This is a genomic window from Lentzea roselyniae (assembly GCF_039537795.1).
Classification (GTDB): Bacteria; Actinomycetota; Actinomycetes; order Mycobacteriales; family Pseudonocardiaceae; genus Lentzea; species Lentzea atacamensis.
This window is the reverse complement of sequence record NZ_BAABBE010000032.1, coordinates 25479-50531: the sequence shown is the minus strand read 5'-3', so window position 1 is coordinate 50531 and position 25053 is coordinate 25479. Positions and strand designations below refer to the sequence as shown.

General features: G+C 70.3%; 20 protein-coding genes. 9 read left to right on the top strand and 11 right to left on the bottom strand.

Features of this window, described 5'->3' with window-relative positions:
* Nucleotides 1–12: 12 nt before the first annotated feature.
* The 6 genes from ABFX45_RS37965 to eccD form a co-directional block, all read right to left on the bottom strand.
* Entirely contained in the window at nucleotides 13–2349 is a 2337-nt protein-coding gene (locus ABFX45_RS37965; RefSeq protein ID WP_346135506.1) for a hypothetical protein, read from the bottom strand.
* Nucleotides 2350–2391: 42 nt separating this feature from the next.
* Nucleotides 2392–2769, bottom strand: coding sequence for a hypothetical protein (locus tag ABFX45_RS37960; protein ID WP_346135504.1), 378 nt, complete (start codon nucleotides 2767–2769; stop codon nucleotides 2392–2394).
* Nucleotides 2770–2857: 88 nt separating this feature from the next.
* Entirely contained in the window at nucleotides 2858–3151 is a 294-nt protein-coding gene (locus ABFX45_RS37955; protein ID WP_346135503.1) for a hypothetical protein, read from the bottom strand.
* Between the two features lie 37 nt (nucleotides 3152–3188).
* On the bottom strand, nucleotides 3189–3509 hold the full coding sequence (locus ABFX45_RS37950) for a hypothetical protein (protein ID WP_346135501.1): 321 nt from the start codon (nucleotides 3507–3509) through the stop codon (nucleotides 3189–3191).
* A 34-nt stretch (nucleotides 3510–3543) separates the two neighbouring features.
* Entirely contained in the window at nucleotides 3544–4875 is a 1332-nt protein-coding gene (gene eccB / locus ABFX45_RS37945) for a type VII secretion protein EccB (protein ID WP_346135499.1), read from the bottom strand.
* 55 nt (nucleotides 4876–4930) lie between these two features.
* Nucleotides 4931–6340 carry a type VII secretion integral membrane protein EccD gene (gene eccD, locus ABFX45_RS37940; RefSeq protein WP_346135497.1) on the bottom strand — a complete coding sequence of 470 codons (1410 nt, stop codon included), beginning with the start codon at nucleotides 6338–6340 and terminating at the stop codon, nucleotides 4931–4933.
* A 146-nt stretch (nucleotides 6341–6486) separates the two neighbouring features.
* Here eccD and eccCa point away from each other — a divergent pair, with 146 nt between their 5' ends.
* From eccCa to ABFX45_RS37920, 4 genes are all read left to right on the top strand, one after another.
* The gene (eccCa, locus tag ABFX45_RS37935; protein ID WP_346135495.1) at nucleotides 6487–10437 is read left to right on the top strand and encodes a type VII secretion protein EccCa; all 3951 of its coding nucleotides are present in this window, start codon (nucleotides 6487–6489) and stop codon (nucleotides 10435–10437) included.
* The gene (locus ABFX45_RS37930; protein WP_346135493.1) at nucleotides 10434–11588 is read left to right on the top strand and encodes a S8 family serine peptidase; all 1155 of its coding nucleotides are present in this window, start codon (nucleotides 10434–10436) and stop codon (nucleotides 11586–11588) included. The genes eccCa and ABFX45_RS37930 overlap by 4 nt, the downstream gene beginning before the upstream one ends.
* Nucleotides 11589–11693: 105 nt before the next feature.
* Complete coding sequence (locus tag ABFX45_RS37925) at nucleotides 11694–12197, top strand: sigma-70 family RNA polymerase sigma factor (RefSeq protein ID WP_346135491.1); 504 nt, start codon at nucleotides 11694–11696, stop codon at nucleotides 12195–12197.
* 22 nt (nucleotides 12198–12219) lie between these two features.
* The gene (locus tag ABFX45_RS37920; RefSeq protein WP_346135489.1) at nucleotides 12220–12354 is read left to right on the top strand and encodes a hypothetical protein; all 135 of its coding nucleotides are present in this window, start codon (nucleotides 12220–12222) and stop codon (nucleotides 12352–12354) included.
* Nucleotides 12355–12380: 26 nt separating this feature from the next.
* Here ABFX45_RS37920 and ABFX45_RS37915 read toward each other — a convergent pair whose 3' ends face one another.
* Nucleotides 12381–15218 carry a helix-turn-helix transcriptional regulator gene (locus ABFX45_RS37915; RefSeq protein ID WP_346135487.1) on the bottom strand — a complete coding sequence of 946 codons (2838 nt, stop codon included), beginning with the start codon at nucleotides 15216–15218 and terminating at the stop codon, nucleotides 12381–12383.
* Between the two features lie 399 nt (nucleotides 15219–15617).
* Between ABFX45_RS37915 and ABFX45_RS37910 the strand changes: the two genes are divergently transcribed.
* Complete coding sequence (locus ABFX45_RS37910; protein ID WP_346135485.1) at nucleotides 15618–15812, top strand: hypothetical protein; 195 nt, start codon at nucleotides 15618–15620, stop codon at nucleotides 15810–15812.
* Here ABFX45_RS37910 and ABFX45_RS37905 read toward each other — a convergent pair.
* Nucleotides 15787–16098 carry a hypothetical protein gene (locus tag ABFX45_RS37905; protein ID WP_346135483.1) on the bottom strand — a complete coding sequence of 104 codons (312 nt, stop codon included), beginning with the start codon at nucleotides 16096–16098 and terminating at the stop codon, nucleotides 15787–15789. The two genes, ABFX45_RS37910 and ABFX45_RS37905, sit on opposite strands and share 26 nt — an antisense overlap.
* Nucleotides 16099–16520: 422 nt before the next feature.
* Here ABFX45_RS37905 and ABFX45_RS37900 point away from each other — a divergent pair, with 422 nt between their 5' ends.
* Entirely contained in the window at nucleotides 16521–18758 is a 2238-nt protein-coding gene (locus ABFX45_RS37900; RefSeq protein ID WP_346135481.1) for an ATP-binding protein, read from the top strand.
* 114 nt (nucleotides 18759–18872) lie between these two features.
* Nucleotides 18873–21182 (top strand): ATP-binding protein, encoded by a 2310-nt coding sequence (locus tag ABFX45_RS37895; protein WP_346135479.1) that lies wholly within the window; start codon nucleotides 18873–18875, stop codon nucleotides 21180–21182.
* Here ABFX45_RS37895 and ABFX45_RS37890 read toward each other — a convergent pair.
* The gene (locus ABFX45_RS37890; RefSeq protein WP_346135477.1) at nucleotides 21145–22032 is read right to left on the bottom strand and encodes an AraC family transcriptional regulator; all 888 of its coding nucleotides are present in this window, start codon (nucleotides 22030–22032) and stop codon (nucleotides 21145–21147) included. The genes ABFX45_RS37895 and ABFX45_RS37890 overlap by 38 nt on opposite strands.
* 81 nt (nucleotides 22033–22113) lie before the next feature.
* On the opposite strand from ABFX45_RS37890, the gene ABFX45_RS37885 reads away from it, so the two are divergent.
* A complete protein-coding gene (locus tag ABFX45_RS37885; RefSeq protein WP_346135475.1) occupies nucleotides 22114–22884 on the top strand; it encodes a nuclear transport factor 2 family protein in 771 nt (256 codons plus the stop codon).
* A gap of 62 nt (nucleotides 22885–22946) precedes the next feature.
* On the opposite strand, the gene ABFX45_RS37880 is transcribed toward ABFX45_RS37885, so the two are convergent.
* Nucleotides 22947–23438: a hypothetical protein gene (locus ABFX45_RS37880; protein WP_346135541.1), complete on the bottom strand. Its 492-nt coding sequence runs from the start codon at nucleotides 23436–23438 to the stop codon at nucleotides 22947–22949.
* On the opposite strand from ABFX45_RS37880, the gene ABFX45_RS37875 reads away from it, so the two are divergent.
* Nucleotides 23360–23851 carry a macro domain-containing protein gene (locus ABFX45_RS37875; RefSeq protein WP_346135473.1) on the top strand — a complete coding sequence of 164 codons (492 nt, stop codon included), beginning with the start codon at nucleotides 23360–23362 and terminating at the stop codon, nucleotides 23849–23851. The two genes, ABFX45_RS37880 and ABFX45_RS37875, sit on opposite strands and share 79 nt — an antisense overlap.
* A 73-nt stretch (nucleotides 23852–23924) precedes the next feature.
* Here the strand turns inward: ABFX45_RS37875 and ABFX45_RS37870 are convergent, their stop codons facing one another.
* Nucleotides 23925–24899 (bottom strand): terpene synthase family protein, encoded by a 975-nt coding sequence (locus tag ABFX45_RS37870; RefSeq protein ID WP_346135471.1) that lies wholly within the window; start codon nucleotides 24897–24899, stop codon nucleotides 23925–23927.
* Nucleotides 24900–25053 lie beyond the last annotated feature (154 nt).

The window sequence follows — 25053 nt, the reverse complement described above, 5'->3', positions numbered from 1 at the left end:
TCTCGTACCTGGTCACGTGCTGGAGCTGGCCTCGGTGCCCTGGCTCGCGGTCCGTTCCGCCGCCGCTCCGCGCGGTGCGGCGGAGCGGAGGTGGACGTGGTTCTGCACCACCGGTTCGTCGTCGGACACCTCGTCGGAGTCGAGCAGGCCGATCACGCCGACCCCGGCTCCGCTGTTGGTGCCCCAGACCTCCTCGTCTTCGGAGAGCCAGGTCTGGCGCTCCCGCTCCTGCTGCTGGTTGTTGTTGCCGGTCGGCGCACCCATCCCGCCCATCGGCGGCATGAACGGCATGCTGGTCTTGTTGTCTCCACGCGAGCCGCCCGCCGAAAGGTTCGCGGTCGTGCCGGAGTTGCCGCCGGAGCCGTTGCCGTTCCAGCCGCCGGTGGAGCCGGTGCCGGACCCGTCCAGGCCCGAGGACGAGCCCAGATCGGACGTTCCGGAGCCGAGGTGCCCGGTCGTGCCGGGCAGGTCGGCGCCGCCGAGACCACTGCCGCCGACGCCGCCGCTGCCCAGCAGTCCCGCGCCGCCCGTGGGCAGCTGGTCCGCGGTGACGCCCGGCGGCAACTTGGACAGGTCCGGGCCGGGACCGAAGCCCATGCCGCCGTTCTGCAGCTCGGGCGGCAGTGTGCCGCCGGTGCCGCCCGAGCCGGTGAGGTTGTCCAGCCCGCCGGCGCCGGGAGGAGGCGGCAGCGTGAGGTTGTCCTTGAAGTCGGGGTTCCACCCGGTCCCACCGGGCCCGCTGCCGAGGCTGCCTCCCGGCCCACCCGCACCGTCGGGGAGCTTCGTCTGCCAGTCGTCCAGTGCGCCGGTGCCGGTGCGGTCGCGGGACGTGCCTCCGTTTCCCTTGCCACCGCCCGGAGGCGGAGGAAGCCACAGGCCCGGCGGCGGCACGAAGCCTGTCCCGCCAGTACCGCCGGTGCCCGACCTGAACGGGTCGTCGTCGAGTCCGCCGCGACCGGGAGGACGTGGCGGTTTCAGGCCGTTCCCACCCCCGCCACCACTGCCGAGCGAACCGGCGCCGGGAGGCGGCGGGAGCTTGAGACCGTCACCACCCGCGCCACCGGAACCGGACGAGCCAGGCGGCGGCAGCTTGAGTCCGCTGGTGCCTCCGCCCGGCGGGGGCGGCAGCGCGCCACCGCCGGTTCCGCCGGAACCACCGGGGAGCTTGAGGTTGTTCGCGCCACCGGTGCCACCGCCGGAAGGTGGCGGCAGGTTGGCGCCACCGGTGCCACCGCCGGGAGGCGGCGGCAGGTTCGTCCCACCGCCCGAACCACCGCCGGGGGGCGGTGGCAGATCCGACCCGCCACCCTTACCTCCATCGGGCGTGGGGCTACCGACGGTCGGCGGCTGGTTCGTCTTGAGATCGCCGAGCGAACGCCCGTTGACCGTGTACGACTCGTTGAGCGCCGCGATCTCCGGTCGCGCCTTGACGGCCAGCTTGAGCATCTCGGCACGCATGTAGTTGCTGAGCGAGCTGTTGAGGGAACTCCAGAAACCGCCACCGGTGAGGTCGCCGACGAGCGTCGGGAACCCTTCTGGCAGCGCGGTCTGACCGGGATAGGTGACCGAGCTGTAGCGGGACAGCGCTGTCCTGATGAAGTTGTCGCGCGTGCTCTCGTCGTTGCCGACCAGGTCCAGCTGGTAGTTGCCCCTGCCCTTGCTGAGGCCTGCCTCGGCGATGAAGTCGAAGATGTTGGCGATGATGGCGTTGTTCGCCTGTGCCGCGGCGTTGCGCAACGTGTCCGCGTGCTCGAACCAGGCGTTCGTCATCTGCTGGGCGAAGCGGCTCAGCGAGCTGGCCGTGTTCTTCAGCGCCTCGACCGTGTTGGGGGAGCGGTCCTCCATGATCTGGCTGTGCAGGTCGTTGAGGCGGAACGACAACCTGCGCAGGTTCTGCCCGATCGCGTACGCGGCCTTGCCCTTGAACGCGGAGTCGTCGCTCTCCAGGCTGGTCGCCCAGCGCTGCACGATGTCGTTCGTGCCGTTGAGCCAGTGTGTGTAGTTGACCACGAGGTGCTCGCCGTCCCACATGCGCTGGACGTCCATCAACCCGGACCGGCCGGAGGCGACCGTGTTCACCAGGGTCTCCATCTCGGCCACACCGCTCGCCCACTGGGTGAACGTGTCGTGCCCGAAGTCCGCGCCGAAGTAGTACTTGTCCCAGGCCCGGTACCAGATCGAGTTGCCCTCGTTGGCTTTGGAAGCGAACCGGTACCAGCCGGATCCACCGCTTTCCGCCGATTTCAGGATCGCGTCGAGGTCGGTGCCCTGACCGGTCACTGCGAACAGGATCTGCTCGTACGACGCGCCGGAGAAGTCGCCGGTCGCCGGGATGGAGGGCGGTGCCACGGTGTTCCCTTTCCTGGTACCGGGTCGGTGCCCGGCAGTGGCTCAGAGCTTGGGGGTCGTGCTGACGCCACCGGTGTTGAAGTCCGGGTACTCGGACACGAACCGGGCGACGTCGTACTGGGCGAGGTCGTCGGTCTCCTTGAAGACGCTCTTCGCCGCTTCGAGCGCGTTGCGGAACTTCACGATGTCCTGGCGCAGCTGCTCCTGCTGCTGCTCGACGGACCCGCCGAACTCCTTGCCCTTCGCGACCAGGGTCTGCGCGGCCTGCCACTGCTGGCTTCCCGGCTGCAGCGCGAACTCGGAGTCCAGCACGTCCGGGCCGACCGTCGTGGCCTTGCGCAGCAGACTCGCCTCGATGTCGTCCATCACCTTGATGAGCTGGTTGTACTTCTCTTCGTCGAACGTGATGTTCGATGGCATTGGTGTTTCACCTCCGGATGTCGATGTGGTTGCAGCACAACAATGAATGACGCCGGATGTCTGCAGTGGACATCCGACGCCCGCGCGGTCAGCCCATCATGATGCGGGCGCCGGTGTGGTCGCCTTCCACGAACGTCGCGTGCACCTGGGCCGACGCTTGGTGCTTGCTGGCCAGGCCCTGGCTCATCTGGGCGTAGTGCCCCTGCCACTGGGTCTGCAGGTCGCGCCACAGCGGCGTGGCCTTACCGGATGTGGCCTGCTCGATCCCGGCGAGCACGCGCTGGAGCTCCTCCAGGATCTGGCCGACGGTGTTGACGTGCATGCGCAAGGTGTCGTTGGCGTCGATGACACCGTCGTTGTTGATGTCGAACGAGGAAGTCATGAGGAGAATTCCTTTGCGTGGTAGGGAAGTGGGGAGATCAGAAGTTGGTCGGGGCCTGGGCCTCGGCCTGACCGGCGGCGAGCGCGGCGGCCTCGGCGGTGGCGCGGTTGGCGGCGAGCAGCGCCTGCGCCTTCTTGTTGAGCTCGTCCAGGCCGTTGACGACCTTGCCGAAGTTGGCGTTCCAGTCCTGCAGCCCCGCACCGAGCTTCTGGCCCGCCGCGGAGTTGTTGACGAACGGCAGCTGCATGGCGACCGCCGACACCTGGACGTTGGTGGCGCCCATCCGCTCGATGGCGCCCTGCGTACCACTGATGATCTTGACGAGGTCGTCATCGCTGAACTTGAAGTTGTCGGCCACGAATCTCTCCTTGGTTTCCGTGTGAGGTGGTGGGTCAGGTGATGCGGTTCAGGACCGGACCCGTCGGGAGCAGCGCCAGCAGGTCGGCGGGGACCGGCTGGGCCGAGTCGAGGGACAGCCCCAGAGCCGTGGCGGAGTCGGGGTTCGCCACGGGGAACTTGGCACCGGATTCGGTGACGAGGTAAATGCCTTCCCCGGCGACACCGGGTGCGGGCCGGGTGCGGACCAGCAGGCCCGCGCCGAGGGCGATCTCGATGCGGTCTGCGACGCGGTCGTCACGGGTGACACCCGCGGGGTCGGCGCCGCGAGCTGGGCCGCTCGGCAACGGCGCGGTGAACAACGCCGCGCGGTCGTCCTGCCAGCGCACACAAGGTGCGTTCTCCTTGGTGTCCAAGGAAGTCGGAGGGGAGGAGGGTAGCTCGGCCTGCCACGGCGGAGGGGGCAGCACCTGCTGTCCGGCCAGCTGGGCCGGCGTGATCTCCAACGGCCGCGCGTCCTGTGCCGCGGGATTGGCGGCGACCAGTGCGGACACCGTCGCGGTGACGGGCACCAGGCCGTCGCGCGTCACCACGTAGGCGATGTCGCCCACCGCGTCCGGCACCTGCACGAGCTGACCCACCGTGGTCGGCTGACCGCCCACCACGGGACCGGGGCCGCCGCGGTCGAACCTGAGCGCGCCGAGGTCGGGTCCGGCGGGCAACGCGTTGAGCCACGCGGGTGTCACGCTCACCGCCGAGGCGGAGTCGAGCCCCAGCGCCCGCGGTGCCCACGAGTCGGCCACCCGGAACCGGCGGTCGCGCCACACCAGGTGCGGCTGGTCACCTGCCCGGACGAGCACCGCGCGGTCACCGGCGGGTGTTGCGCCCGGCACGTCACCGATGTTCAACGTGACCACAGAACCGTCCTGCTTCGTGCCCGCGCAGACGGTCCACGGCTGCGGCCCGGACTTCTCCGGCAACGCGTCCGGTGCGCCGGGGATGCCGATCGGGGTGCCCTGCGGCGTTCCCGCAAGGTCGCGCGACTTCACCTTCGCGACCGCCATGCCGTCACCGAGCAGCAGCCGTGCGGAGGCGAAGTTCAGCACGGGCCGCAACCTGCCGTCGATCAGCAGGTACCGGCTGCCGGTGTCGCCGTTCACCACCAGGGTGCCCGGCTCGCGCCACTTCCCGCTCGTGCGACCGGTCAGCAGTCCGACCACGAGCACGATCGCGATGACGACACCGGCGACCGCGAGACCGGAGATCAGGCCGACGGACGTCCGCCGCAGCGGCCGGTCGACCGAGTCGGGGTCGGTGCGCAGCACCGCCGCGACGAGCCGGTCGACCAGGAACGCGTGCGCGTGGACCTGTTCCCGCCTACCGTACATGGGTTCCTCCTCTCTCTGGTCTCACCTGTTCCACGCGACCCGCGGCCACGAGGGTTCACGCGAAGATGTTCATCACAGTCGTGTACACATCGGACAGAGACAGGGTGAGCGGGATGACTGCGAGCGCACACACCCAGTGCGCGATGTCGCCCCAGCTTCCCCAGCGCGGCACGAGTTTGCGGCCGGGCAACAGGTGTGCGCCCGCCAGCGCGGCGAACGCGGCCGCCAGCAACCCGACCAGCACGAGCGACCACCACACCACGGGCAGGTGCGAGGCCCACACGCACACCGTCGTGGTGAGACCGGCGGCTGCGGGCACGATCGCGGACAACCGGTGCCACACCGCGGAAAGTTCCCTGGCGTGCAACAACAACAGCCCGGCCACGGCGACGACGAACGCGGCGGCGTCCCACTCGTGCCGCGACGCCACCACCACGAGCCCGGCGGTCGTCACCACACCGAGCGCCACCAGGAACGAGGTGAGCAGCGCGTCGGCGCGCGCCGCCTTCGTCAGCACTTCGTCGCTGGGCAACGGATCCAGCCCCTGCTGGAACTCCTCGGCCGTCGTCGGCACCGCTTCGACGGTCAGCCCGGCGGCACGGGTGGCCACCGAGGGCGCGAGCTTGATCAGCACGAGCGCGACCGTGACCGCGATGGACGCGGCGGCGACGGAACCCAGCCCGCTGAACGCGGCGATCGCCCCGGTGCCCGCGACGAACGTGCCGACCACGGCGAGTGCGGAGAACGGCGCGGTGCGCTCGGTGAGCAGGAACCGCGCGGCACCGGCGGCCACCGCCAGCGCGACCCCGGCGGCGAGCGCACCGGGTTCGCTGAGCCAGTGCTGAGGCGTCGCGCCGCCCATCGGCACCGCGAGTCCCGCGACCGCCGAGGCGAACACCGCCACCCCCGCCAGCACTGCGGCGGACTCCTGGTCGCCGACCACCCTGCTGACCACCGCGGCCCCCGCGAGGAGCAGCAGGGTGAGCACACCGGCGCCGAACGCGGCCGCCCACCCGGTGGTCGCCAGCGTGGTGATGAGCACCGCGGCCGCGGCGCAGGTTCCCATTGCCGCGACACAGGTCCGGCGGGTGAGCGCGGGCCGCCAGGTGTCCTCGCGCTTGGACAGTCCGGTGTGCACGCCGTCCACGAGGTCGTCGAAGTCCGCCAGTGGCAACAGGTCGTCACGGGGCCGCAGGTGCAGCACGTCACCGTCGTACAACCCGGCGGCCGCGGTGCCGCCCTCCTCGTCCAGCGGCGGCTCACCGAGGCGTTGCAGCGCCCAGCCGCCGTGGGCGAGGCCGCTGGTGGCGAGCGCGGGGTCGAGGTGGCCGAGCAACGTCGGCATCAGGTCGGTGAGCGGAACGTGGGCGGGCACGGCGAGCTCGACACGGGACGTGGGCCCACAGATCGTGAGCCGGCACATCTCTCCGGAGCCCGCGGTCGCCGTGGTCTGAGCGGGGGCCATGTCCCGTCCACGGTTGGCCGGCCGAGAAAGGTTCACGCCCGCGCGGTTCACCCTCCGGCCTGCGAGTTCCCGGCGCCGTGAACCTTTCGCGGGGTCGGCACGCGTGTAGGCGGCAGAGGCGGACACCAGACCGAGGAGCCCACGCCATGAGCACGACGTTGTTCCGCAGGCAGGCGCGTGAGCAACCGCCGGAGATGCCCGGCGGTGAGCTCTCGCTGCAGGAACCACCGGTGCTGCCGGAGACCGCCGCCGGTGGCCTCGGGCCCGCGCTCGTGATGCTGCCGATGACCATCGGTGGCGCGGTGATGATGCTGATGATGATGGGCCCCAGCAATCCCGCGATGGGGCTGGGCGGCGCGGGCATGATGGCGGTGATGGGCGTCGTGATGGTCATCAGCCAGGCCGGACGCGGTGGTGCGGAACGCCGTCAGCGCATGCGCGGTGAACGGCGCGACTACCTGCGCTACCTCGGGCAGACGCGCAAGCAGGTGCGGTCGGTCGCGGACCGGCAGCGCACGGCGCTGGCGTGGCGGCACCCGGATCCCGCTGGGCTGTGGTCTGTCGCGATGACGAACCGCCTGTGGGAGCGGCGTGCCGCGCACGGCGACTTCGCCGAGGTCCGGATCGGGCTCGGCCCGCAGCGGCTGACCATGACCATGACACCGTTGAGCACGAAGCCGGTGTCGGACCTGGAACCGTTGTCCGCGCGTGCGCTGCGCCGGTTCATCAACGCCTACACCACCGTCGCGAACCAGCCGACCGCCCTGTTCCTGCGCGGGTTCGCGCAGGTGCGGTTCAGCGGTGACGAGGACGCCGTGCGAGGACTCGTGCGATCTCTGCTCGCCCAGCTCGTCACCTTCCAGTCACCCGAGGACCTGCGCATCGCGGTGTGCGCGAGCGACGACCGGGTTCCGCAGTGGGACTGGGTGAAGTGGCTGCCGCACGCCCAGCATCCGTCCGAACAGGACGGTGCGGGTCAGGTGCGGCTGCTGGCGGACGGCGTGGACGGGCTCACCGAGCTGCTGGAGGCCGAGCTGAGCGACCGCGCCCGGTTCGAGGCGGGCGCGTCGCCGGGCAGCGAGGAACCGTACGTCGTGGTGGTGCTCGACGGCGTCGAGGCACCGGTCGAGTCACGGCTCGCGGGTGCCGGGTACCGCAACGTCGTCGTGCTCGACGTGTCCGGCGGGCTCGGTGCCACCGGCGGCAAGGGCAGGCTGCGGCTCGAGGTCCAGCTGGACCAGATCCACATGCTGCGCACCGACCGCAACGGCCAGGAGTCGCGCACCGCGTTGTGCGTGCCCGACCAGCTGAGCGTGGCCAAGGCGGCCGCCCTCGCTCGAGTGGTTGCCCCCTACCGGCTCGGCGGTGGCACCGAGGTCGTCGAGACCATGGTCGCGGACTTCGACCTGCCCCGGCTGCTGGGTATCCCCGACCTGGACACGTTCGACCCGAAGACGTTGTGGCGCAGCGGGTTCGGCGCGGACCGCCTGCGCATCCCGCTGGGGATCGCGGAGGACGGCACCAAGGTCGACCTGGACATCAAGGAGTCCGCGCAGGGTGGCATGGGGCCGCACGGCCTGCTGATCGGCGCGACCGGATCGGGCAAGAGCGAGCTGCTGCGCACTCTCGTGCTCGGGCTCGCGATGACGCACTCCTCGGAGATCCTCAACTTCGTCCTGGTGGACTTCAAGGGTGGCGCGACGTTCCTCGGCCTGGACCGGCTGCCGCACACCTCCGCGGTCATCACCAACCTCGCCGACGAGGCGCCGCTGGTCACCCGCATGCAGGACTCGCTGCACGGGGAGATGAACCGCAGGCAGGAGCTCCTGCGCGCGGCAGGCAACTACAGCTCGTTGCTGGAGTACGAGAAGGCCCGGCTGTCCGGCACATCGCTCGATCCGATGCCGACGCTGTTCGTCATCGTCGACGAGTTCAGCGAGCTCCTCGCCGCCAACCCGGACTTCGCCGAGCTGTTCGTCATGATCGGCAGGCTCGGCCGCTCGCTCGGAGTGCACCTGCTGCTGGCCAGTCAGCGCATCGAGGACGGCCGCATGCACAAGTTGGAGAGCCATCTGTCGTACCGGATCGGCCTGCGCACGTTCTCCGCGATGGAGAGCCGTTCGGTGATCGGTGTCCCGGACGCGTACCAGCTGCCCAGCGCGCCGGGCAACGGTTACCTGCGCAGCGACGTCGCGACGCTGTCGCGGTTCAAGGCCGCGTACGTCTCGGGCAAGCACCGCCGCCGCACCCGCGAGCAACGCCAGGAGGAGGTGCGCAGGCAGGTCGTGCCGTTCGGCGTGACCCGTGCGCCGCTGCCCTCCGCCGCCGAACCGGAACCGGTGCGCGACACCTCCGTCGAGACCAGCGACTCCGTGCTGGACGTCGCCGTCGACAAGCTGCTCGGCCAGGGTCCGCCCGCGCACCAGGTGTGGCTGCCGCCGCTGACCACACCGCCGTCGCTGGACCAGCTCCTGCCGCCGCTCGAACCGGATCCCGACCTCGGTCTGTGCGCGGCCGGCCTGGCCGAACGAGGCGGGCTTACCGTCCCGGTCGGTGTGGTGGACAAGCCGTTCGAGCAGATGCGCGACCTGCTGCGGGTGGACCTTTCCGGTGCGGGCGGCCACGTCGGCATCGCGGGCGGTCCGCAGTCGGGCAAGAGCACGATGGTTCGCACGCTGATCACCGCGCTCGCACTCACCCACACCCCGGCCGAGACCCAGTTCTACTGCCTGGACTTCGGCGGTGGCACGCTGGCGGCACTCGAAGGACTGCCGCACGTGGGCGGAGTCGCCGGTCGCATGCAGGCCGAACGGATCGCGCGCACCATCGCCGAGGTTCAGGGCGTGCTCTCCCAACGGGAACAGCTCTTCGGCGACCACGCGGTGGAGGGCATGGCCGACTACCGCGCCCGCCGCGCGGCGGGGGAGTTCGCCGACGACCAGCACGGCGACGTCTTTCTCGTCATCGACGGCTGGGGCTCGATGCGCACCGACTACGAGCAGCACGACCCGGCTGTTCGCCAGCTGGCGCAACGAGGTCTGGCATACGGCGTGCACATCGTGCTGACCGTGAACCGCTGGTCCGACATCCACAGTGGACTGCGCGACTCGCTCGGCACCCGGCTGGAGCTGCGGCTCGGTGACGCGATCGACTCGGTGATCGACATGCGCAAGGCGGCCCAGGTGCCCCACGCGCCCGGTCGCGGCCTGACTCCGGACAAACTCCACTTCCTCAGCGCCGCACCGCGCATCGACGGCCACGCGGGTGTCGACGGTCTCGCCGACGCCACCCGCGACCTGGTGCAGGCGGTGGCGGAGAGCTGGCCGGGCAAGCCCGCGCCCGTCGTGCGGATGCTGCCCGCCGTGCTGCCCGCCGCCGAACTGCCGGAACCGACCGCGAGCAAGCAGGTCGCACTCGGCGCGGGTGAGCTCGACCTGCAGCCGGTGTGGCACGACTTCACCGCCCGGCCGCACCTCACCATCATGGGTGACACGGGCAGCGGCAAGACCGGGACGCTGCGGTTGATCGCGGCGGCGTTGCCGAAGATGTACACGCCGGAACAGGTGCAGATCGTGGTGGTCGATCCGCGCCGGGGGTTGCTGGAGAGCATCCCCGACGCCTACCGCCGGGCAGCGGCGGTGTCGAGCGCCGCCGCGGCCGAGGTGATCGCACCGCTGGCGATGGAGCTCAAGTCCCGCGTGCCCGGTTCCGACATCTCCCCGGCCCGCCTGCGCCGGCGCGACTGGTGGACCGGCCCGGACATCTACGTGCTCGTCGACGACTACGACCTGCTCGTCGGTGGACTCGGCGGCCCGCTCGATCCGCTGGTGGAGTTGCTGCCCCAGGCCGGGGACATCGGGTTGCACGTCGTCCTCGCCCGTGCGGCGGCCGGCTCCAGTCGCACCGCGATGGACTCGGTGGTGCGGCGGCTGCAGGAGTCGAACACGCCCGAGCTGGCGTTCTCCATGCCTCCCAACGAGATGCCGTTGCTCAACGGCACCCGCGGCCGTCAGCTGCCGCCCGGTCGCGGACTCATGACGACGCGGCGGGACGGGATCGGCCTTCAGGTCGGCTGGCTGGACGAGGAGACGTCGTGAGCCGGCCGTTCGCCGTGGCGGTGCTCGTCGCGCTCCAGCTCGTCATGGTGCCGGCGGGAGCCCACGCCGCCCAGAACTGCGCGCCCGCCGAGGAAAACGTGATCGCCGAGCCGTCGTGGGCCCAGTCGAGGATCGCCCCGGAGCGGGCCTGGCCGCTGACCGAGGGATCTCGCCAACTCGTCGGGATCGTCGACACGGGGGTGAGCGCTGGTGCTCCCGCACTGGCGGGAGCGGTGCTGCCCGGCACCGACCTCGGTACCGGCCGCGGCGACACCGACTGCTCCGGCCACGGCACGTTCCTCGGGGGACTGCTGGCCGCCCGCCCGCGCGCGGGCACGAAGTTCGCCGGTGTCGCGCCGGGCGCGCGGGTCCTGCCGGTGCGGGTGACCGACAACCCCGCCCAGGTGGACGCGGCGCGACTGGCCAAAGGCGTCCGCGCCGCGGTGGACGGTGGCGCCACGATCGTGGCTGTCGGGCTGACCACGTCCGTCGACGACGGCGCACTCCGTTCGGAGGTCGCCAACGCGGTCGCGCGCGGGGTGGTGATCGTGGCCTCTGTCGCGACACCACAACAGGGGCAGCGCTCCTTTCCGGCGGCACTGCCCGGAGTTCTGGCCGTCGCCCCGCTGGTCCGCACCCCGGCGGCGGGAAACGTCAGGCTGGGTGCCGATCCGGTGCTGGCGGCACCGTCCGAGGCGCTGGTGAGCATCGCGCCCGCCGGTCAGGGGCACCGGCGGGGAAGCGCTCCCGAGCTGGCGGTGGCCTACGTGGCGGGCGCGGCGGCTCTCGTCCGCGACTACCACCCGGACCTGTCCGCCGCGGGCGTCGCCGAACGGCTGCGCACGACCGCTGACCGGCAGGCCGGCGCGGTGCCGAATCCGTTGACGGGCTTCGGTGTCGTCGACCCGGTCGCCGCGGTGACGTCCGTGCCCGTTGGCACTGGCACTGCCCGGAAGTCATCGGCAGAACAGCTGAACGTACCCGTGGCAATCGCCCCGGACGCGGCACCCGTGCACCGGGCGCTGTGGTTCGCGGGGGTGCTGCTGGTCGCGACGTTGCTCGTGGGCGCGAGTGCCGGCCTGCGTGCGCTCGGCCGGTTGCGGGGTGGGGAAAACCCTACTGCGGCCGGGAGCGGCCCCTCGGCGGAGTAGAGGGGGCGCCCACCCGTTCCGGAGGGGCAGCACCACCGACTTCCGCGCGCCGAACCGAGATTCTTGTTCCAACAGTCAGCAACTGGCGGAGCAGGAGGAGCACGGATGTCGGCCATGGAAGCGATCATCACCACCCACGGTGCCGGACTGCTGGCCTACGCCACCAGGCTCTGCCGCGGCGACTTCCACCTGGCCGAGGACGCCGTGCAGGAGACCTGGATCAGGGCCTGGCGGCATGTCGACCGGCTCACCGAGAGCCAGGGCTCGGTGCGCGGCTGGCTCATGCGCGTGGTGCACAACGTGATCGTCGACCAGTACCGGTCGCGTGCGGCGCGGCCGACCGAGATCGAGATGCCCGAGGCCGACCCCACCAGGGATGACGAGCACTGCGACGAGGTGCTCAACCGGGTCGTGATGGACAAGGTCCTGGAAGACCTGCCCACCCCGCACCGGGAGACCGTGGTCGAGGTCTACTTCGCCGACCGCACCGCCGCCGCTGCCGCCGACGTGCTCGACGTTCCGGTGGGCACGGTGAAGAGCCGTGTGCACAACGCCCTCCGCATGCTGCGCGCCAGCATGCCCGACGAGACCCTGCTCGAAGCCGCCTGACCCGACCGGAGGAGTGCGAACGATGTGGGACGAGTTGAACGACGACATGCAGTCCGAAGTGGACGATGACACGGACGAGTTCGCCACCCTGAGCGAGCTCACGAGGGCAGGCGAGAACTGGGCACTCGAGGACGGCGTGATCTCCGCACGCGCGTGAGATCGCGATGAACGGTGCGGAACAAGTCATCCGCTCGGCGGCAGATCCTCCAGCGCGGACGGTAACTGCGTGCGCCGGCGCACGCCGAGCTTCCGGTAGATGTTGGTCAGGTGGAATTCCACGGCCCGGCGCGTCACGTACAGCTTCTGCGCGATCTCGTCGTTCGAGTTGCCGGCGACGACGAGACTGGCGACGCGGAACTCGTGCGGAGTGAGCGCCGCGGTCGTCGAGGCCGGAACCGACGGCAGCGCCTCGGATCTGGTCACGGCTTCGGCCGGCAGGATGGCCAGCTCAGCGAGCAACGGGACCGATCCGCAACTCTCCGCCAGCACTTTGGCCTGAGCCAGGTGGTCACGGGCGACCTCGCGTTGCCCGAGCTTCCAGCGGGTTTTCCCGAGCTCGAACAGCACTCGCGCTCGCACCAGCCGCGCGGGGGAGTGCTCAAGGAGCGTGGCGGCTTCGGTCAGCCAGGGCACGGACGCGGCGTCGCCGGTGGCCGCGGCCACCGTGAGCAGCGCCCGGCCGGTGGTCGACGGCGCACCCCACCTGCGGGCCAGTTCGAGTTCCTCGAGCGCCAGGTCGAGCGCCTGCTGTGGCTTGCCCAGCTTGATCTGCGCGAGTGCGGCGTGCGAGCGCCACGGGCGGTACGCCGGGTTCGGCGCACCCCAGGCGACCAGTCGCTCGCCGCACTCGAGCTGGTCGGCCAGAGTTCCTTCGACGTCACCGAGTGCCATCCGCAGCACACCGCGCGCGTGCAGCAACGCGGTGTGCTGCCAGCTGCGCGGCAGCGCTCCCACCAAACCGATCGACTCGATCGCGTCGCGCGCACCCTGGACATCACCCAGCCAGACCAGTGCCCGCACGAGTGCCTCGATCGTCTGCACGTGGCTGAAGTGACGCGGGTGCACGCCGGACTGGCGGTCGGCGGACAACGCGAGGCGGGCGTCCGTGGCCGCGTCCGCGAGCGATCCGACCTGCAGGTGCACCTGCGAGCGCAGGGTGTAGCCGAGCACGCTGAGCAGGCCGATGCCCTGCTGGTGGGCTTCCAGCACGACCTCGTTGCTGTACCGGAGCGCGAGTTCGAACTCGTCCGTGCGCAACAGGCTGTTGACCGCCGCGAGCAGGCGCTGCGGATCGTTCATGATCGGGCCGATGCCGCCGGACAGCGCGACGAGCGCCGCCTCGCGGCACAGCTTGAGGTCCTCGCCGGAGTTGCCGAGGTCGTCCGCGATCAGCGCCGCGATCAGCCGGCCGCGCGGACCGCCGTCCCGCCAGCTGCTGTCCATCTCGTTCGGCGTGATGTCGCCTGCCTCCGGGTGCGGTGCGGGCACCGTCACCCGCAGCGCGAGGCGCAACTGGTCGGCGACGATCGGATCGACGGGGTCGACCTTCTCGATGGAACGCGTCAGCACGTCCCGCGCCTCGTCGTATCTCGCGTCCAGGTACAGCACCTGGGCCAGCCGGCAGGCGACGCTCAGGATCGCCTCCGGGTCGACCAGGTACTCCATGGCGTCGGTGAGGTGCACGGCCGCCTGGTGCGGGTCGAAGTAGGTCTCCGCGAGTCCCAGCCGGATGAGCAGGTCCTTGCGCAGGTCCGGAGCGATGTCCTCCTTCAGCGCGCGGGACAGCATCCCCGCGCCGGTCACCGCGTCACCGTCGACGACCGCGAGGTCCGCGGCCCGGCCCAGCGTCGCCGCCGCCCACGAGCCGAGTTTGGCAGTGGTGCGCCGGACGTGCTTGGCCACCAACAGATCGGGCGCCTGGACCTCGTGCAGGTGTCTGGCCGCGCGGGCGTGCAGCTCGTCGCGCTCGGTGTGGCTGACCGCGTTCACCACCGCGGTTTGGATCATCGAGTGGGTGAACTTGGGTCTGCCCTGGTCGACGAGCATCCCCATGCCGATCAGCTGCCGCACCGCGTCCGCGGCTTCCGGATGACCCACCTCGGCCACCGCCGCCGTGAGCTCGATGCCCGGCGGCTCCAGCACGGCGATGATCCGGGCGATCCGCACGAGAACAGGTGACTGGCGGTTCAGCCGCGCCAGCACCGAGTCACCCAGGTCCTCCGGGCCGTGGTGGGAGAGATCGCGAGCAGCCGACTCGTCGGGTCGGGCCGCCCGGTGCCGCATCGTGGTCAGGAGGTGGTTGAGGATGAACGGGTTGCGCCCGGTCGTTTCCGCGCAGGCCGCGACGAAACCGGGAGAGGGCTCGGCGCCGAGCAGCTGTTGGGTGAGCATCGCGATCTCGTCGTCGGCGAACCCTCCCAGCTTCAGCCGTTCGGCGTAGAAGTCCAGCTCGGCGACCAGCAGCGGATCGTCGGGGTAGACGCCCGTCGTCCGGCTCATCATCACCGCGAGCGGCATCCGCACGACCCGGCGCACGAGGTAGTTCAACCACCGCAGGGACGGCACGTCGGTCCACTGCAGATCGTCCACGATGAAGCAGAGCGGGCCGCGCCGGCTCAGCGCCGAGATCAGCCTGTGCAAACCCTGGAACGCCTGGTGGACGTCCATGTCCTCGAACCCGTTCAACGGATCCGCGGGCGTCGCGTTGATGACCCCGTAACCCCGGCTGCCCGCCGTCCGGATCACCGCTTCGATCTCGTCGCCCGTCAGGTCGCCCAGCACGTCCTCGAAGACCTGGCGCGTCACCGCGAACGGAAGCTCCTTCTCCAGCCTGGACGCGCTCGCCTTGCCCACCTGGAAGCCGCGGGCACGAGCGATGTCGGCGGCCGCGTTGAGCAGCGTCGTCTTGCCTATTCCGGTAACGCCCTCGAGCAACAGCACTGCGGGAGCGTTCGCCTCGGCGCCGTCCAGTGTCGCCGCCACCCGGTCGAGCTCCTTGCGACGGCCTACGAGTTCAGGCATCCGTACCGCCGATCAGATGCCGCATGACACGCTCCGCATCGGCGCTCCGTCCATCGTCCGATGGTTCAGTGACATCTCTTCGTACTGGCTTATGGCCTTCTGGATGGGCGCTGTGTCGGTCTTGTAGTACAAACTTCACTCTTATGGGGGAAAGGGTGTGGATTCTGGCGGATGAGTTATACCCAGCCCTCGTTCGGTGGTCGAGTCATGCCGCAGGTTACGGTCCGGGCTCTTTTGTGGCAAAACGCCCGCTTACGGCCGCAAGTCGCGCGAAAGATGCGGTGCCGACGCGTGTGTACCCGTAACGCATCGGCCGTTGAAGGTGCTCAACTGGGTTGATGCGGCGAAATTCGGGTGGCTGCCAGGAGAAGGCGATAAACGTCCATTTAGGACTTCCGTGTGGCCGACCTCCGCCGGGTGTTTCCGCGTCGGAGCGCGGTGCTGTGCGGGTCCGCGGCCAGGACGGCGCAGCGGACGGCGTCGGCGGCGCACAGCCACCGGTTCGACGGGCTGGGTGCTCGCAGCCACCGGCTGCCCGTGGTCCGGGCGTTCGACAGCAGCGGCAGGCTCACCGCGTCCGGCGCGTTGAGGTAAAGCACGTCTCGGGGGAGTCGCTCCGTGCGAACACCGCGCCGTTCGGATCGGCGAGGAACACGGCTCGCGGCCACTCGTGCGCGGTGATGATCACGGGTGTGCGGCCGCGTCCCTGTTCGAGGTGGTGCAGCACCCGCTCGCCCAGGTGGCCGGGCACCGAGATGGCAACGGTGTCCCGGCCCAGGGGAAGTTGCACATCCTGGCTGGTGGTGACCACCGGCCAGGCCATGTTCTCCCGGTACCAGCGGGCTGCGTCCCTGATCGGTGCGGGTGTGATGGCGCCCATGTGCACTCCTCCTCGCCACGTCGACGTCCGTTATGACCACGGCGGGCGTGCCGACGATGGTTCGGTCGAGTGGAACGGACGGTGAATTCGGGTGCGTTGGCTTCGCGCTGGAGTGCGCAAACCCTGCGCCGGGCCGTTCCGACGAATGTTTGGCAACGAATAAGTAACCTGGGCGGGGATACCCACTACTGGTATTTGTGAACGGCAATTCGGTGAAGATGCCCTCCTGGTCGGCGACATTGGACGGCAGGGCCCGCTCGGTCGGTTCGATTCCGCGGCTGAGCCGTTGTTGCGGCTGCGTGTCGACGAGTTGTCGTCTTCAGGTTCGGGAACGTTCCGAAAGGTTCACGCGCCTGTGACGGGCGGCACTCGGACCGCCGGTGAATCGGCGTCGGACTGCCCGCTGGGGTATGAGTTGGTTCGTGGTTGCGCACGCCTTACCGTCGGACCTCTCCGGTTTCGTCGGCCGCGTCCAGGAGCAGGCCGAACTCCGCGAGTTGGTGCTCAGCCGACGACTCGTGGTGGTCACCGGCGCTCCGGGGGTGGGCAAGTCCAGGCTGGCCGTGCGGGTGTCGGGTCAGGTGAACCGCTCTTTTCCCGGCGGTACCTTCCACGTGGACCTCGCGGCGGTGCCCGCGCCGGTGCGCGCGATCGCAACGGCGCTGGGCCTGCCGGGCGGCGCGATGGACGACGTGGCCGGGGCCCTCGCGGGCAAACGGGCGCTCGTGGTGCTCGACAACGCCGACCACCTCGTCGCGGTGTGCCGCGGCGTCGTGCGCGAGCTGCTCGGTGCGCTGCCGGAGCTGCGCCTGGTCGTCACCAGCCGGGAGGTGCTCGGTCTTCCGGGTGAGCAGGTGATGTCACTGCTGCCGATGCCGGTCGGCGACGCTCACGACCTGAGCTCGGCGTTGCGGCTCGACTCGGTGGTGCTGTTCGCGGAGCGCGCTGTCGCGGACGATCCGAACTTCGTGGTGGACCAGCACAACTGGTCCGAGGTCGTCGAGATCTGTGCCGGTGTGGACGGCCTCCCGCTCGCGATCGAGTTCGCGGCGTCCTGGTTGCGGGTGTTGCCGCTGGCCGAACTCACCGCGCGGCTCGACGATCGGCTGGGCATGCTGGTCGGCAGGCGCCGCGGCGTGTACACGAGGCACCCGGACATGGTCCAGGCGATCAGCTGGAGCGCCGACCGCTGCACCCCGCGGGAGCGGCTGCTTTGGGCGAAGCTGTCGGCCTTCGCCGGCGGGTTCGGCCTCACCGCCGCCCAGGCGATGGGCGGTGGTTCTCCCGTGCTCGAACACCTCGCGGCGCTCGTGGACAAGTCGCTTGTCTACGTCGTGCACGAGCCGGACGGCGCGAAGTACCGCCTGCCGGGGGTGATCCGCGACTACGGACTCGGAATGCTGGCGGAGACCAGACTGGAGCCGCAGATCCGCGCCCGGCACCTGGAGCACTGCGCTCGCGTCGCGTCGACGGCGGAAGCGGCGTGGCGGGACGGATGGCGCCAACCGGAGGCACTGGCCGGACTGCGCGACGGTGTGCCGGATTTCGAGCAGGCGCTCCGGTTCGCACTGAGCCGGCCTGCTCATCACGAGGACGCCCTGCGGCTGGTTGCGGCGTTGCACCCGCTCTGGCTGCACCAGGGGCACGCCGGACTTGCTGGCCGCTGGCTCACCGCCGCGCTGGCGACCTGCCCGCGACCGGAGCCGGTTCGGCGGAAAGCGCTCTGGGTCGCCGCCGTCGCCGCGAGTCTGCGCGGGGAGCAACCACTCGCGAGAACGCTGGCCGCGGAGTGCCTCGGTGCAGACGACGTCGACACCGAGGCGGTCTCCTCCGCGCTGCTGGCACAGGCCTGTGCGGCGATGGCCGATGGTCAGCCCGACACGGCGCTCCGGCTGCAGGAGCAGGCCGCAGGGCTGGGCGGCTCACCGGTCCTGCCGCTGGCTGTCGTCGCCATGGCCGCAAGCGCCTTGCTGCATCGCGAGTTCTCCGCGGCCGCGGCACTGACCGGGCAAACGCTGGAGCGCTACCGCGGTGGTGCCGACCGCTGGGCCGAGGTGTACCTGCGCTACGCGGCGGGGCTCGCCGCCTGGCATCTCGGCGAGTGCGAGTACGCCCAAGCCGCGGAACTCGCACTCGGAGGTCTGCCGGTCGCCGTCGAGCTGGGCGACCGCGTCGGGTTCGCACTGCTCGCGGAGGTGGGCGCGCTCGCCGCGGCGGGACGACGGCAGTACGACAGGGCGCGCCGGTTCCTGGACGTCGGTGAGCGGATCTGGCCGCTGTCGCACCGTGATTCGCTGCTGGGCTCCGCGGCGTTCCTGCGCCACCATCAGGACCACGTGGCCGAGATGCGCTCGAAGGTGGTGCGCGGTGACGAGATGGTCCTGTGCGGCGGTCCGGACGCTTCGTCCCTCGCTGCCGCGGCGGCCTTCCTGCTCGAGCCGTTGCCCGCGGCGGCACCCGGCCGGGCCAAACGGACGCACCCGCTCACCGCGCGGGAACACCAGGTCGCCGAGCTGGTGTCGAAGGGACTCACCGACAAGGCGATCGCGGCACGTCTGGGGATGGCGCAGCGCACGGCGGAGACGCACGTGCAGCGCATCCTCCGCAAACTCGGTTTCAACTCGCGGTCCCAGCTCGCTGCCTGGGTGGTGGACCGCTGACGGGCAGGTGCCCGAGGGTTCCGACATGTGGAACGCCAGTGTTGTGCCGGTCAGAACGGGGTTGTTACCTCGTGCTGGAGCGCCCGGCCGAGGCGGAGAACGGAGACACCACGCATGGCCGACGTCGCCCGCTTTGTCGGACGCAGGACGGAACTCGCCGACCTCCGCAGGAGGTTGGCGCGCGGGCGCCTGGTCACGTTGCACGGGTTGGGCGGTGTCGGCAAGACCCGGATCGCCGCCCAGGCGGTGGAGCAGGTGCGCCGCGGCTTTCCTGACGGTGTGGTGTTCGTCGAACTCGACGGCCTGCACGAGCCCGAACTGCTGCCCCGGTTCGCCGCCGAACGCTGTGGGCTGACCGAGAGCACCGACGACCAGGTCGGGTTGCTGGCGAACCACCTCCGCGACAAGAACCTCCTGCTCGTCATCGACAACTGCGAGCACCTGGCCGACGCGGCGGCACGGCTGGTCACGGTGCTGCTCGCGGCCTCCGCCGGCCTGCGCGTGCTCGCCACGAGCAGGCACGTGCTGGGCATCGAAGGCGAGCAGGTGCTGCGGGTCGAGCCCTTCTCGGTGCCGGAGGCCCGCACGCGTGCGGAGGCCGCCGAGCTCGACGCCGTCAGCCTGTTCGCCCAGTGCGCGGCGGCGGAGCGCCCCGGTTTCGAGGTCGGCGAGGACAACTGGGCCGCCGTGCTCGACCTCTGCCGCAGGCTCGACGGGATTCCGCTGGCCATCGAGATCGGCGCGGCGCTGCTGCGGTTGGTGCCGCTGCCCGAGATCTCGGAACGGGTCGCCCGGCAGAACCCGGATCCGCGCCGTTCGCTCGACTCGGTGCTGGAGTGCAGCTACGACATGTGCACCGCGGCCGAGAAACTGTTGTGGCAGCGGCTGTCGGTGTTCGCGGGTGGTGCTTCGCTGGAGGCGATGGAGGAGATCTGCCGGGGCGACGAGGTGGCGGCCGCCGACGTGCTCGGCCTCGTCGCCGGCCTGATGGACAAAGCCGTGCTGCACCGCGACGGCTCCGGCGCGCGCTACCGGATGCTGGAGATCGTCCGCGAGTACGGTGAGCGCAAGGCGGAGGCCGCCGGGGAGCTCGCGACACTGCGCTGCCTGCACCGCGACTACTTCAGCTCCCTGGCCGTGCGGTGTGAGCGCCGGTGGGACGCGGGCATCGACCAGGCGTGGGTGTCCGCCACGGTGATGAGCGAGCACCCCAACATCCGCGCCGCGTTGCGGTTCTCCTTCGACACACCGGGGGAGGGCGTCGCCGGGCTGGCACTCGTCGCCTCGCTCGGCTTCTACTGGCTGCACTGCGGGTTTCTCGCCGAAGGCAGGTCCTGGGTGACCCAGGCGCTCGCGACGGCACCGAGCAAGAAGAACCGCGACTACGCCAAAGCGCTGTGGATCGACGGCTACGCCTCCTACGCGGTGGGTGATCACGCGCGAGGTGACGCCGTCATCCCGGAGGTGCTCGAATGGGGACAGGTCCGCGACGACCACAAGATCATCGGCCTGGCGCTCACGGTGATGGGAGGCGGCGCACTCGTCCGGGGCGAATCCGTGCGGGCGGTCGACCTGTACCGCGCGGCGATCGAACACCTTCTCGTCGCGGGCAACAAGTCGTACTCACTCGTGGCGCACGTCGGGCTGCTGGTCGCGACCGCGTTCAACGGTGCCCTCGGCGAACTGACCGAACGGGCGCGGGAGACGGTCGAGTTGGCCGACGCGAGCGGCCACGACTGGCCACGTGCCTACGTGACGTTCGCGGTGGCGCTGGCCAGGTGGTCGGCGGGCGAACACGAGGACCTGCTGACCGACATGGCGAGTGCCGTGCGCGGCGCGGAGAACCTGCACGATCGGTTCGCCCTGGCACTCCTCGTCGAACTGCTGGCGTGGATCCACGACTCGTGCGAACTATACCCGCGGGCGGCGAAGCTGCTCGGACTCGCGGGCAGGCTGTGGGACTCGATCGGCAGCAACCTGGTGCAGGGATCGCGGGCCTGGGTCGGGCCGCACCAGACGTGCCGCGATCACCTGGAGGAGGTGCTCGGCACCGCCGTGTTCGAGCGCGCGGTCAAGTCCGGGGCGTCCCACGGCGTCAGCATCGAACAGGCGGTGGAGTTCGCCCTGAACTCGGGCGCGGACGTCGCCGAGCCCGAGCGCGGTGGTGCACAGAGCGGTCGGGGACCGCTCAGCAAGCGCGAGACGCAGGTGGCATCGCTGGTGGCGGAAGGACTGACCAACAAGGAGATCGCGGCGAAGCTGCTGGTGGCGCCCCGCACCGCGCAGACCCACGTCGACCACATCCTCACCAAGCTCGGGGTCGAGTCGCGCAGTCAGATCGCCGCGTGGGTGGCGAAGCAGCAGAAGGGGCGCGGAGGCGCCGGTGTCAGCAGCCCTGGCTCTCCCGGAACGCTCCAGGCGTGAGCCCGGTCGTGCGGGTGAAGAACTTGCCGAAGTTGCTGGGTTCGTCGAACCCGAGCCGCCACCCGATCGCGGCGGCGGGCAGCGTCGTGTGCACGAGCAACCGCCTGGCCTCCAGCGCGACCCGTTCGTCGATCAACGCCTTGGCGGAACTTCCGGTGGAGGCCTGGCAGATCCGGTTGAGGGTGCGCAGCGAGTAGCCGATCCGCGCGGCGTACTCGGCGGCGTTGTGCGTCGTCGTGAACGACTGCTCCAGCTCCTCCTGGAACCGCCGGAAGTTCTCGTCATGGTCGCTCACGCCGGTGTCGCCGGGAAGTCTGGCCAGGCGCAGCAGGAGCGCACCGAGCAGCTGGCGGACGAGTTCCACGGTCGTCCTCGACTCCGCCTCGTCGTCGATCGCGCGCTGGTACTCGGAATTCAGCTCGGCGGCGGCGTGCAGGACGCCCTCGCGGTCGATCTCGCCGGGGTGCCACACCGCCGGTCCGAAAGGGCTGAGCACCGGCCGGATCAACGGTAGGTCGGGGGGAAACGCCGGCGTGAACAGCACCAAGTACGCGTCCAGGGGAGCGAAGGCGGGCACCGGCTGCGGAAACCGCAGGACACGTCCGGGGTGCACGTAGGTGACGGTGCCGACGTCACACGGATGGTTGACGAAATCCACCATCGCTTGTCCGGTGCCGGACTTGAACAGGAAGAGCTGGTGGAAGTCGGTGCGGTGAACCGCGGCGAGCGTGGTCGGGCTGAGCCGGTGGGTCATCTGTCCCAGCGTGACCACCTCGATGGCGAGGCTCAGCCGGTCCGGGTTCTGGAAGCTGAACGCCGTGACGTCCTGAGGCTGTCCGATTTTCACCATAACGACGCAGGATATTACCTGGCCGCCGGATGCTTTGTGAGTGACGCTCGTAGACACCGAAGGTGGTGACACACCGGTGCGATGGGACGGTCGGTTGTGAACAACGAAACCCTTGTGCTGCAGGCGATCAGGGAGTTGTACGACGACCGTGATCCGTCCGCTGTGGACAGGTGGTTCGCACTCGGCTACCGGCAGCACAGCGCCTGGGCGGCGGACGGGCCGGATGCGTTGCGTGGTCTCGTTCTCAACCTCTCCGACAGCTTCCGGTACGACCTCGCACGGGTGATCGTGGACGGCGAGTTCGTCGCAGTGCACGGCACCTACCACGGGTTGGCGCTGGCGCCGCTGGTGGGGTTCAACCTGTTCAGGGTCGAGGAAGGCAAGATCGTCGAGCACTGGGACGCGCACACCCCGGAGGCCGGACCCACGGCGAGCGGATGGTCCCAGACCGACGGGCCGGACGAGCCGAATCCCTTCGCCGACACCGAACTCAGCCGCGCGATCGTGACCGAGTACGCGGAGCACGTGCTGGTGAAGGCCGACTACTCGCTGCTGTCCGACTACGTTTCGGAGAGCGTCTTCTTCCAGCACAACCCGTGGATCGAGGACGGCCTCACCGCGTTCGGGCGAGCCGTCCACCAGTGGCACGAGCAAGGCGTCAGGTACGGCTACGACATGGTGCACCGGGTTGTGGCCGAAGGGGACTTCGCGCTCGTACAGTCCAGCGGGACGTTCGGTGCACCCGTCGCCTTCTGGGACCTCTTCCGCGTCGCGGACAACCGGATCGTCGAGCACTGGGACGTCATCGCGCCGATCCCGGACGAACTGCCGCACGACAACGGAGTCTTCTGATGACCGCTCCGGTTCTGCCCCGCCGCGGGACTTCGTGACCAACGAGGACTGTCACTTCACGACTACCGCGACGCCGTTGAACTGGACCGGACCTTCCAGCCACTGGCCCCGCCGGCCCACCGCACAGGTGGGCGGAGCTGACCAGGAGAGCGCTCCACCTGCTCACCGAGGACGGTGCGACCGGGCCGTTCGCCGTTCCCCGCGGACGCCGGGAGCAACGACGACTGCTGCGGTGCCTGCTGACGGTCCGCGAACCCGCCGCGATGAACCTCGACCTGGTCGCCGTTCTCGACGAACTGCTCGGCGGGGAACAGGCCGCACGCCGGCGGTTCGGCCCGGCGCGGCCAGCGCCGATCCGGACCGTCCTGCCCGGACGTTCGTTCCCCGCTGACGGGAAGATCTCGTTGTGGCGCGGGGACATCACCACGCTGGCCGTCGACGCGGTCGTCTGCGGCGCGAGCGCGGGCCTGCTGGGATGTTTCCGCCCGCTGCACAACTGTCTCGACGACGTCGTGCACCGGCTGGCGGGTCCGCGGCTGCGCGCCGACTGCCACCTCATCACGACCGGGCCGGACCGGGCGGCGCAGGGGGCAGCGCGACGATCGCCCGTGGCTACCACCTGGTGGCGCGGTACGTCCCGCACGCGCTGGGGCCGGTTGTGTCCGGCGCCGCGCGGCGGGAGCACGACGACGCTCTGCTCGCCACCTACCGGTCGTGCCTGGACCTGGCCGCTCTGGTCGAGGACATCCGCACGATCGCGTTCTGCTCGGTGAGCACCGGCGCCTCGGGCTTTCCCCGGCCACGCGCGGCCGCCATCGCGCTGCGCGCGGTCGCCGAGTGGACGACGTGCCGTCCGGGGCGCTTCGACGTCGTGGTCCACTGCGTGCTCGACGCCCAGAACTTCGCGGTGTACCAACGGGTCATCGATGCCTGGGACGGTGGAACGCCACCCTCGACCCAACACTGACGGCCCGGCTTCAGGGGGAACGCGCCGCACGCGTTCCACCAGAAGCCGGGCCGTCAGCGCCTCGCACCCGCCTTCAGGGGGTGAGGACGAGTTCCTCGATGTAGTCAGGGGTTCCGTGGCTGGTGTCGACCTCGCGGTACCGCGCGGTCTCGGTGCCCCAGTCGAGGTGACCGCGCATCCACGCGCGCAGTCCCTGCAGATTGCGCTCCCACATGGCCGGGTCGTCCGCCAGGAGGCGGCGTTCGGCCTCCAGGAAGTCCTGTTCCCGGCGGGCCACCATGTCCTTCCCGGTCTGGATCGCCTTCTCCCACGGCACGCCGTGGCGGTTCGCCAACACGATCACCAGGTTGTGCACGTCACCGCGGGCGAGTTCCTTGTCCACCGCCACGACGTCGTCGGTCCAGCACACCACGTCGGCCGCGGCCAGCACGGCCTCCTGGTAGTCCGGGTTGATCCAGTCCTGCTCGGCGAGCAGGTCACCGGTGGCGAGCTCGGTCAGGTCGAGCGTCGCGAGCATCGACCCGGCCCAGCGGCGGTGCGGGATGTAGGCGTCGAGGGTGGGCACCCGGCTCGCCGCGCGGTTGCTCGCCTCCCAGCGGCAGGCCAGCAGGTAGGTGCGCACGTGGTCGCGGAAGCGCAGCCACCACGTGCCGTGGTGCCGGACCCGTAGGCAGATGTTCGCCAAGCCGCGCGCCAGCGGCGCCGACGAGGTCGTGCGTCCGCTCAGCACGGCGTGCAGGGGCTCGAGCAGGATGTCGAGCGCACCGGGGTCGCGACCGAGCGCGCCTTCGTCGCACTGGTCGTCGAGGACGAACAACCAGGAGAGCCAGTCGGTCACGATGTCGCGAACCTCTGGCCTCGCCTCCGGGTACACCCAGGCGGACAGGCGACCGGCGCCGATCGCGTCGAAGTGCTCGCACGCCGCCTCGGAACGCACCATGCCGAATTCCCGCACCCACTCACGGGTCCTGCTCTCCGCCTCGGGGTGCCAGTCCGCAACCTGCACCGCTGGAATGGCGAAGTCGCGGACGAGATCGTTGATAGCCACAGAAGTCCTCCCGACGAAAGGGTTTGCGGCTCCACAGTCGTGCATGTCGATCCCGCTGACATCGAGAGAAGTACGTAGGTGCTACGCAACAGGCCGGTGCGGGCGCTGAAAATGGAACGAGCTCCTTGTCCTGGCCGGGCGGTCGCGCGACTGT

Bases quoted from the DNA above. Each gene is read 5' to 3' on its own strand.
- ABFX45_RS37960 (WP_346135504.1), bottom strand. From the start codon at position 2,769: ATGCCATCGAACATCACGTTCGACGAAGAGAAGTACAACCAGCTCATC.
- ABFX45_RS37955 (WP_346135503.1), bottom strand. From the start codon at position 3,151: ATGACTTCCTCGTTCGACATCAACAACGACGGTGTCATCGACGCCAAC.
- eccB (WP_346135499.1), bottom strand. From the start codon at position 4,875: ATGTACGGTAGGCGGGAACAGGTCCACGCGCACGCGTTCCTGGTCGAC.
- eccD (WP_346135497.1), bottom strand. From the start codon at position 6,340: ATGGCCCCCGCTCAGACCACGGCGACCGCGGGCTCCGGAGAGATGTGC.
- eccCa (WP_346135495.1), top strand. From the start codon at position 6,487: ATGAGCACGACGTTGTTCCGCAGGCAGGCGCGTGAGCAACCGCCGGAG.
- ABFX45_RS37925 (WP_346135491.1), top strand. From the start codon at position 11,694: ATGTCGGCCATGGAAGCGATCATCACCACCCACGGTGCCGGACTGCTG.
- ABFX45_RS37920 (WP_346135489.1), top strand. From the start codon at position 12,220: ATGTGGGACGAGTTGAACGACGACATGCAGTCCGAAGTGGACGATGAC.
- ABFX45_RS37915 (WP_346135487.1), bottom strand. From the start codon at position 15,218: ATGCCTGAACTCGTAGGCCGTCGCAAGGAGCTCGACCGGGTGGCGGCG.
- ABFX45_RS37905 (WP_346135483.1), bottom strand. From the start codon at position 16,098: ATGGGCGCCATCACACCCGCACCGATCAGGGACGCAGCCCGCTGGTAC.
- ABFX45_RS37895 (WP_346135479.1), top strand. From the start codon at position 18,873: ATGGCCGACGTCGCCCGCTTTGTCGGACGCAGGACGGAACTCGCCGAC.
- ABFX45_RS37890 (WP_346135477.1), bottom strand. From the start codon at position 22,032: ATGGTGAAAATCGGACAGCCTCAGGACGTCACGGCGTTCAGCTTCCAG.
- ABFX45_RS37885 (WP_346135475.1), top strand. From the start codon at position 22,114: ATGGGACGGTCGGTTGTGAACAACGAAACCCTTGTGCTGCAGGCGATC.
- ABFX45_RS37875 (WP_346135473.1), top strand. From the start codon at position 23,360: ATGTTTCCGCCCGCTGCACAACTGTCTCGACGACGTCGTGCACCGGCT.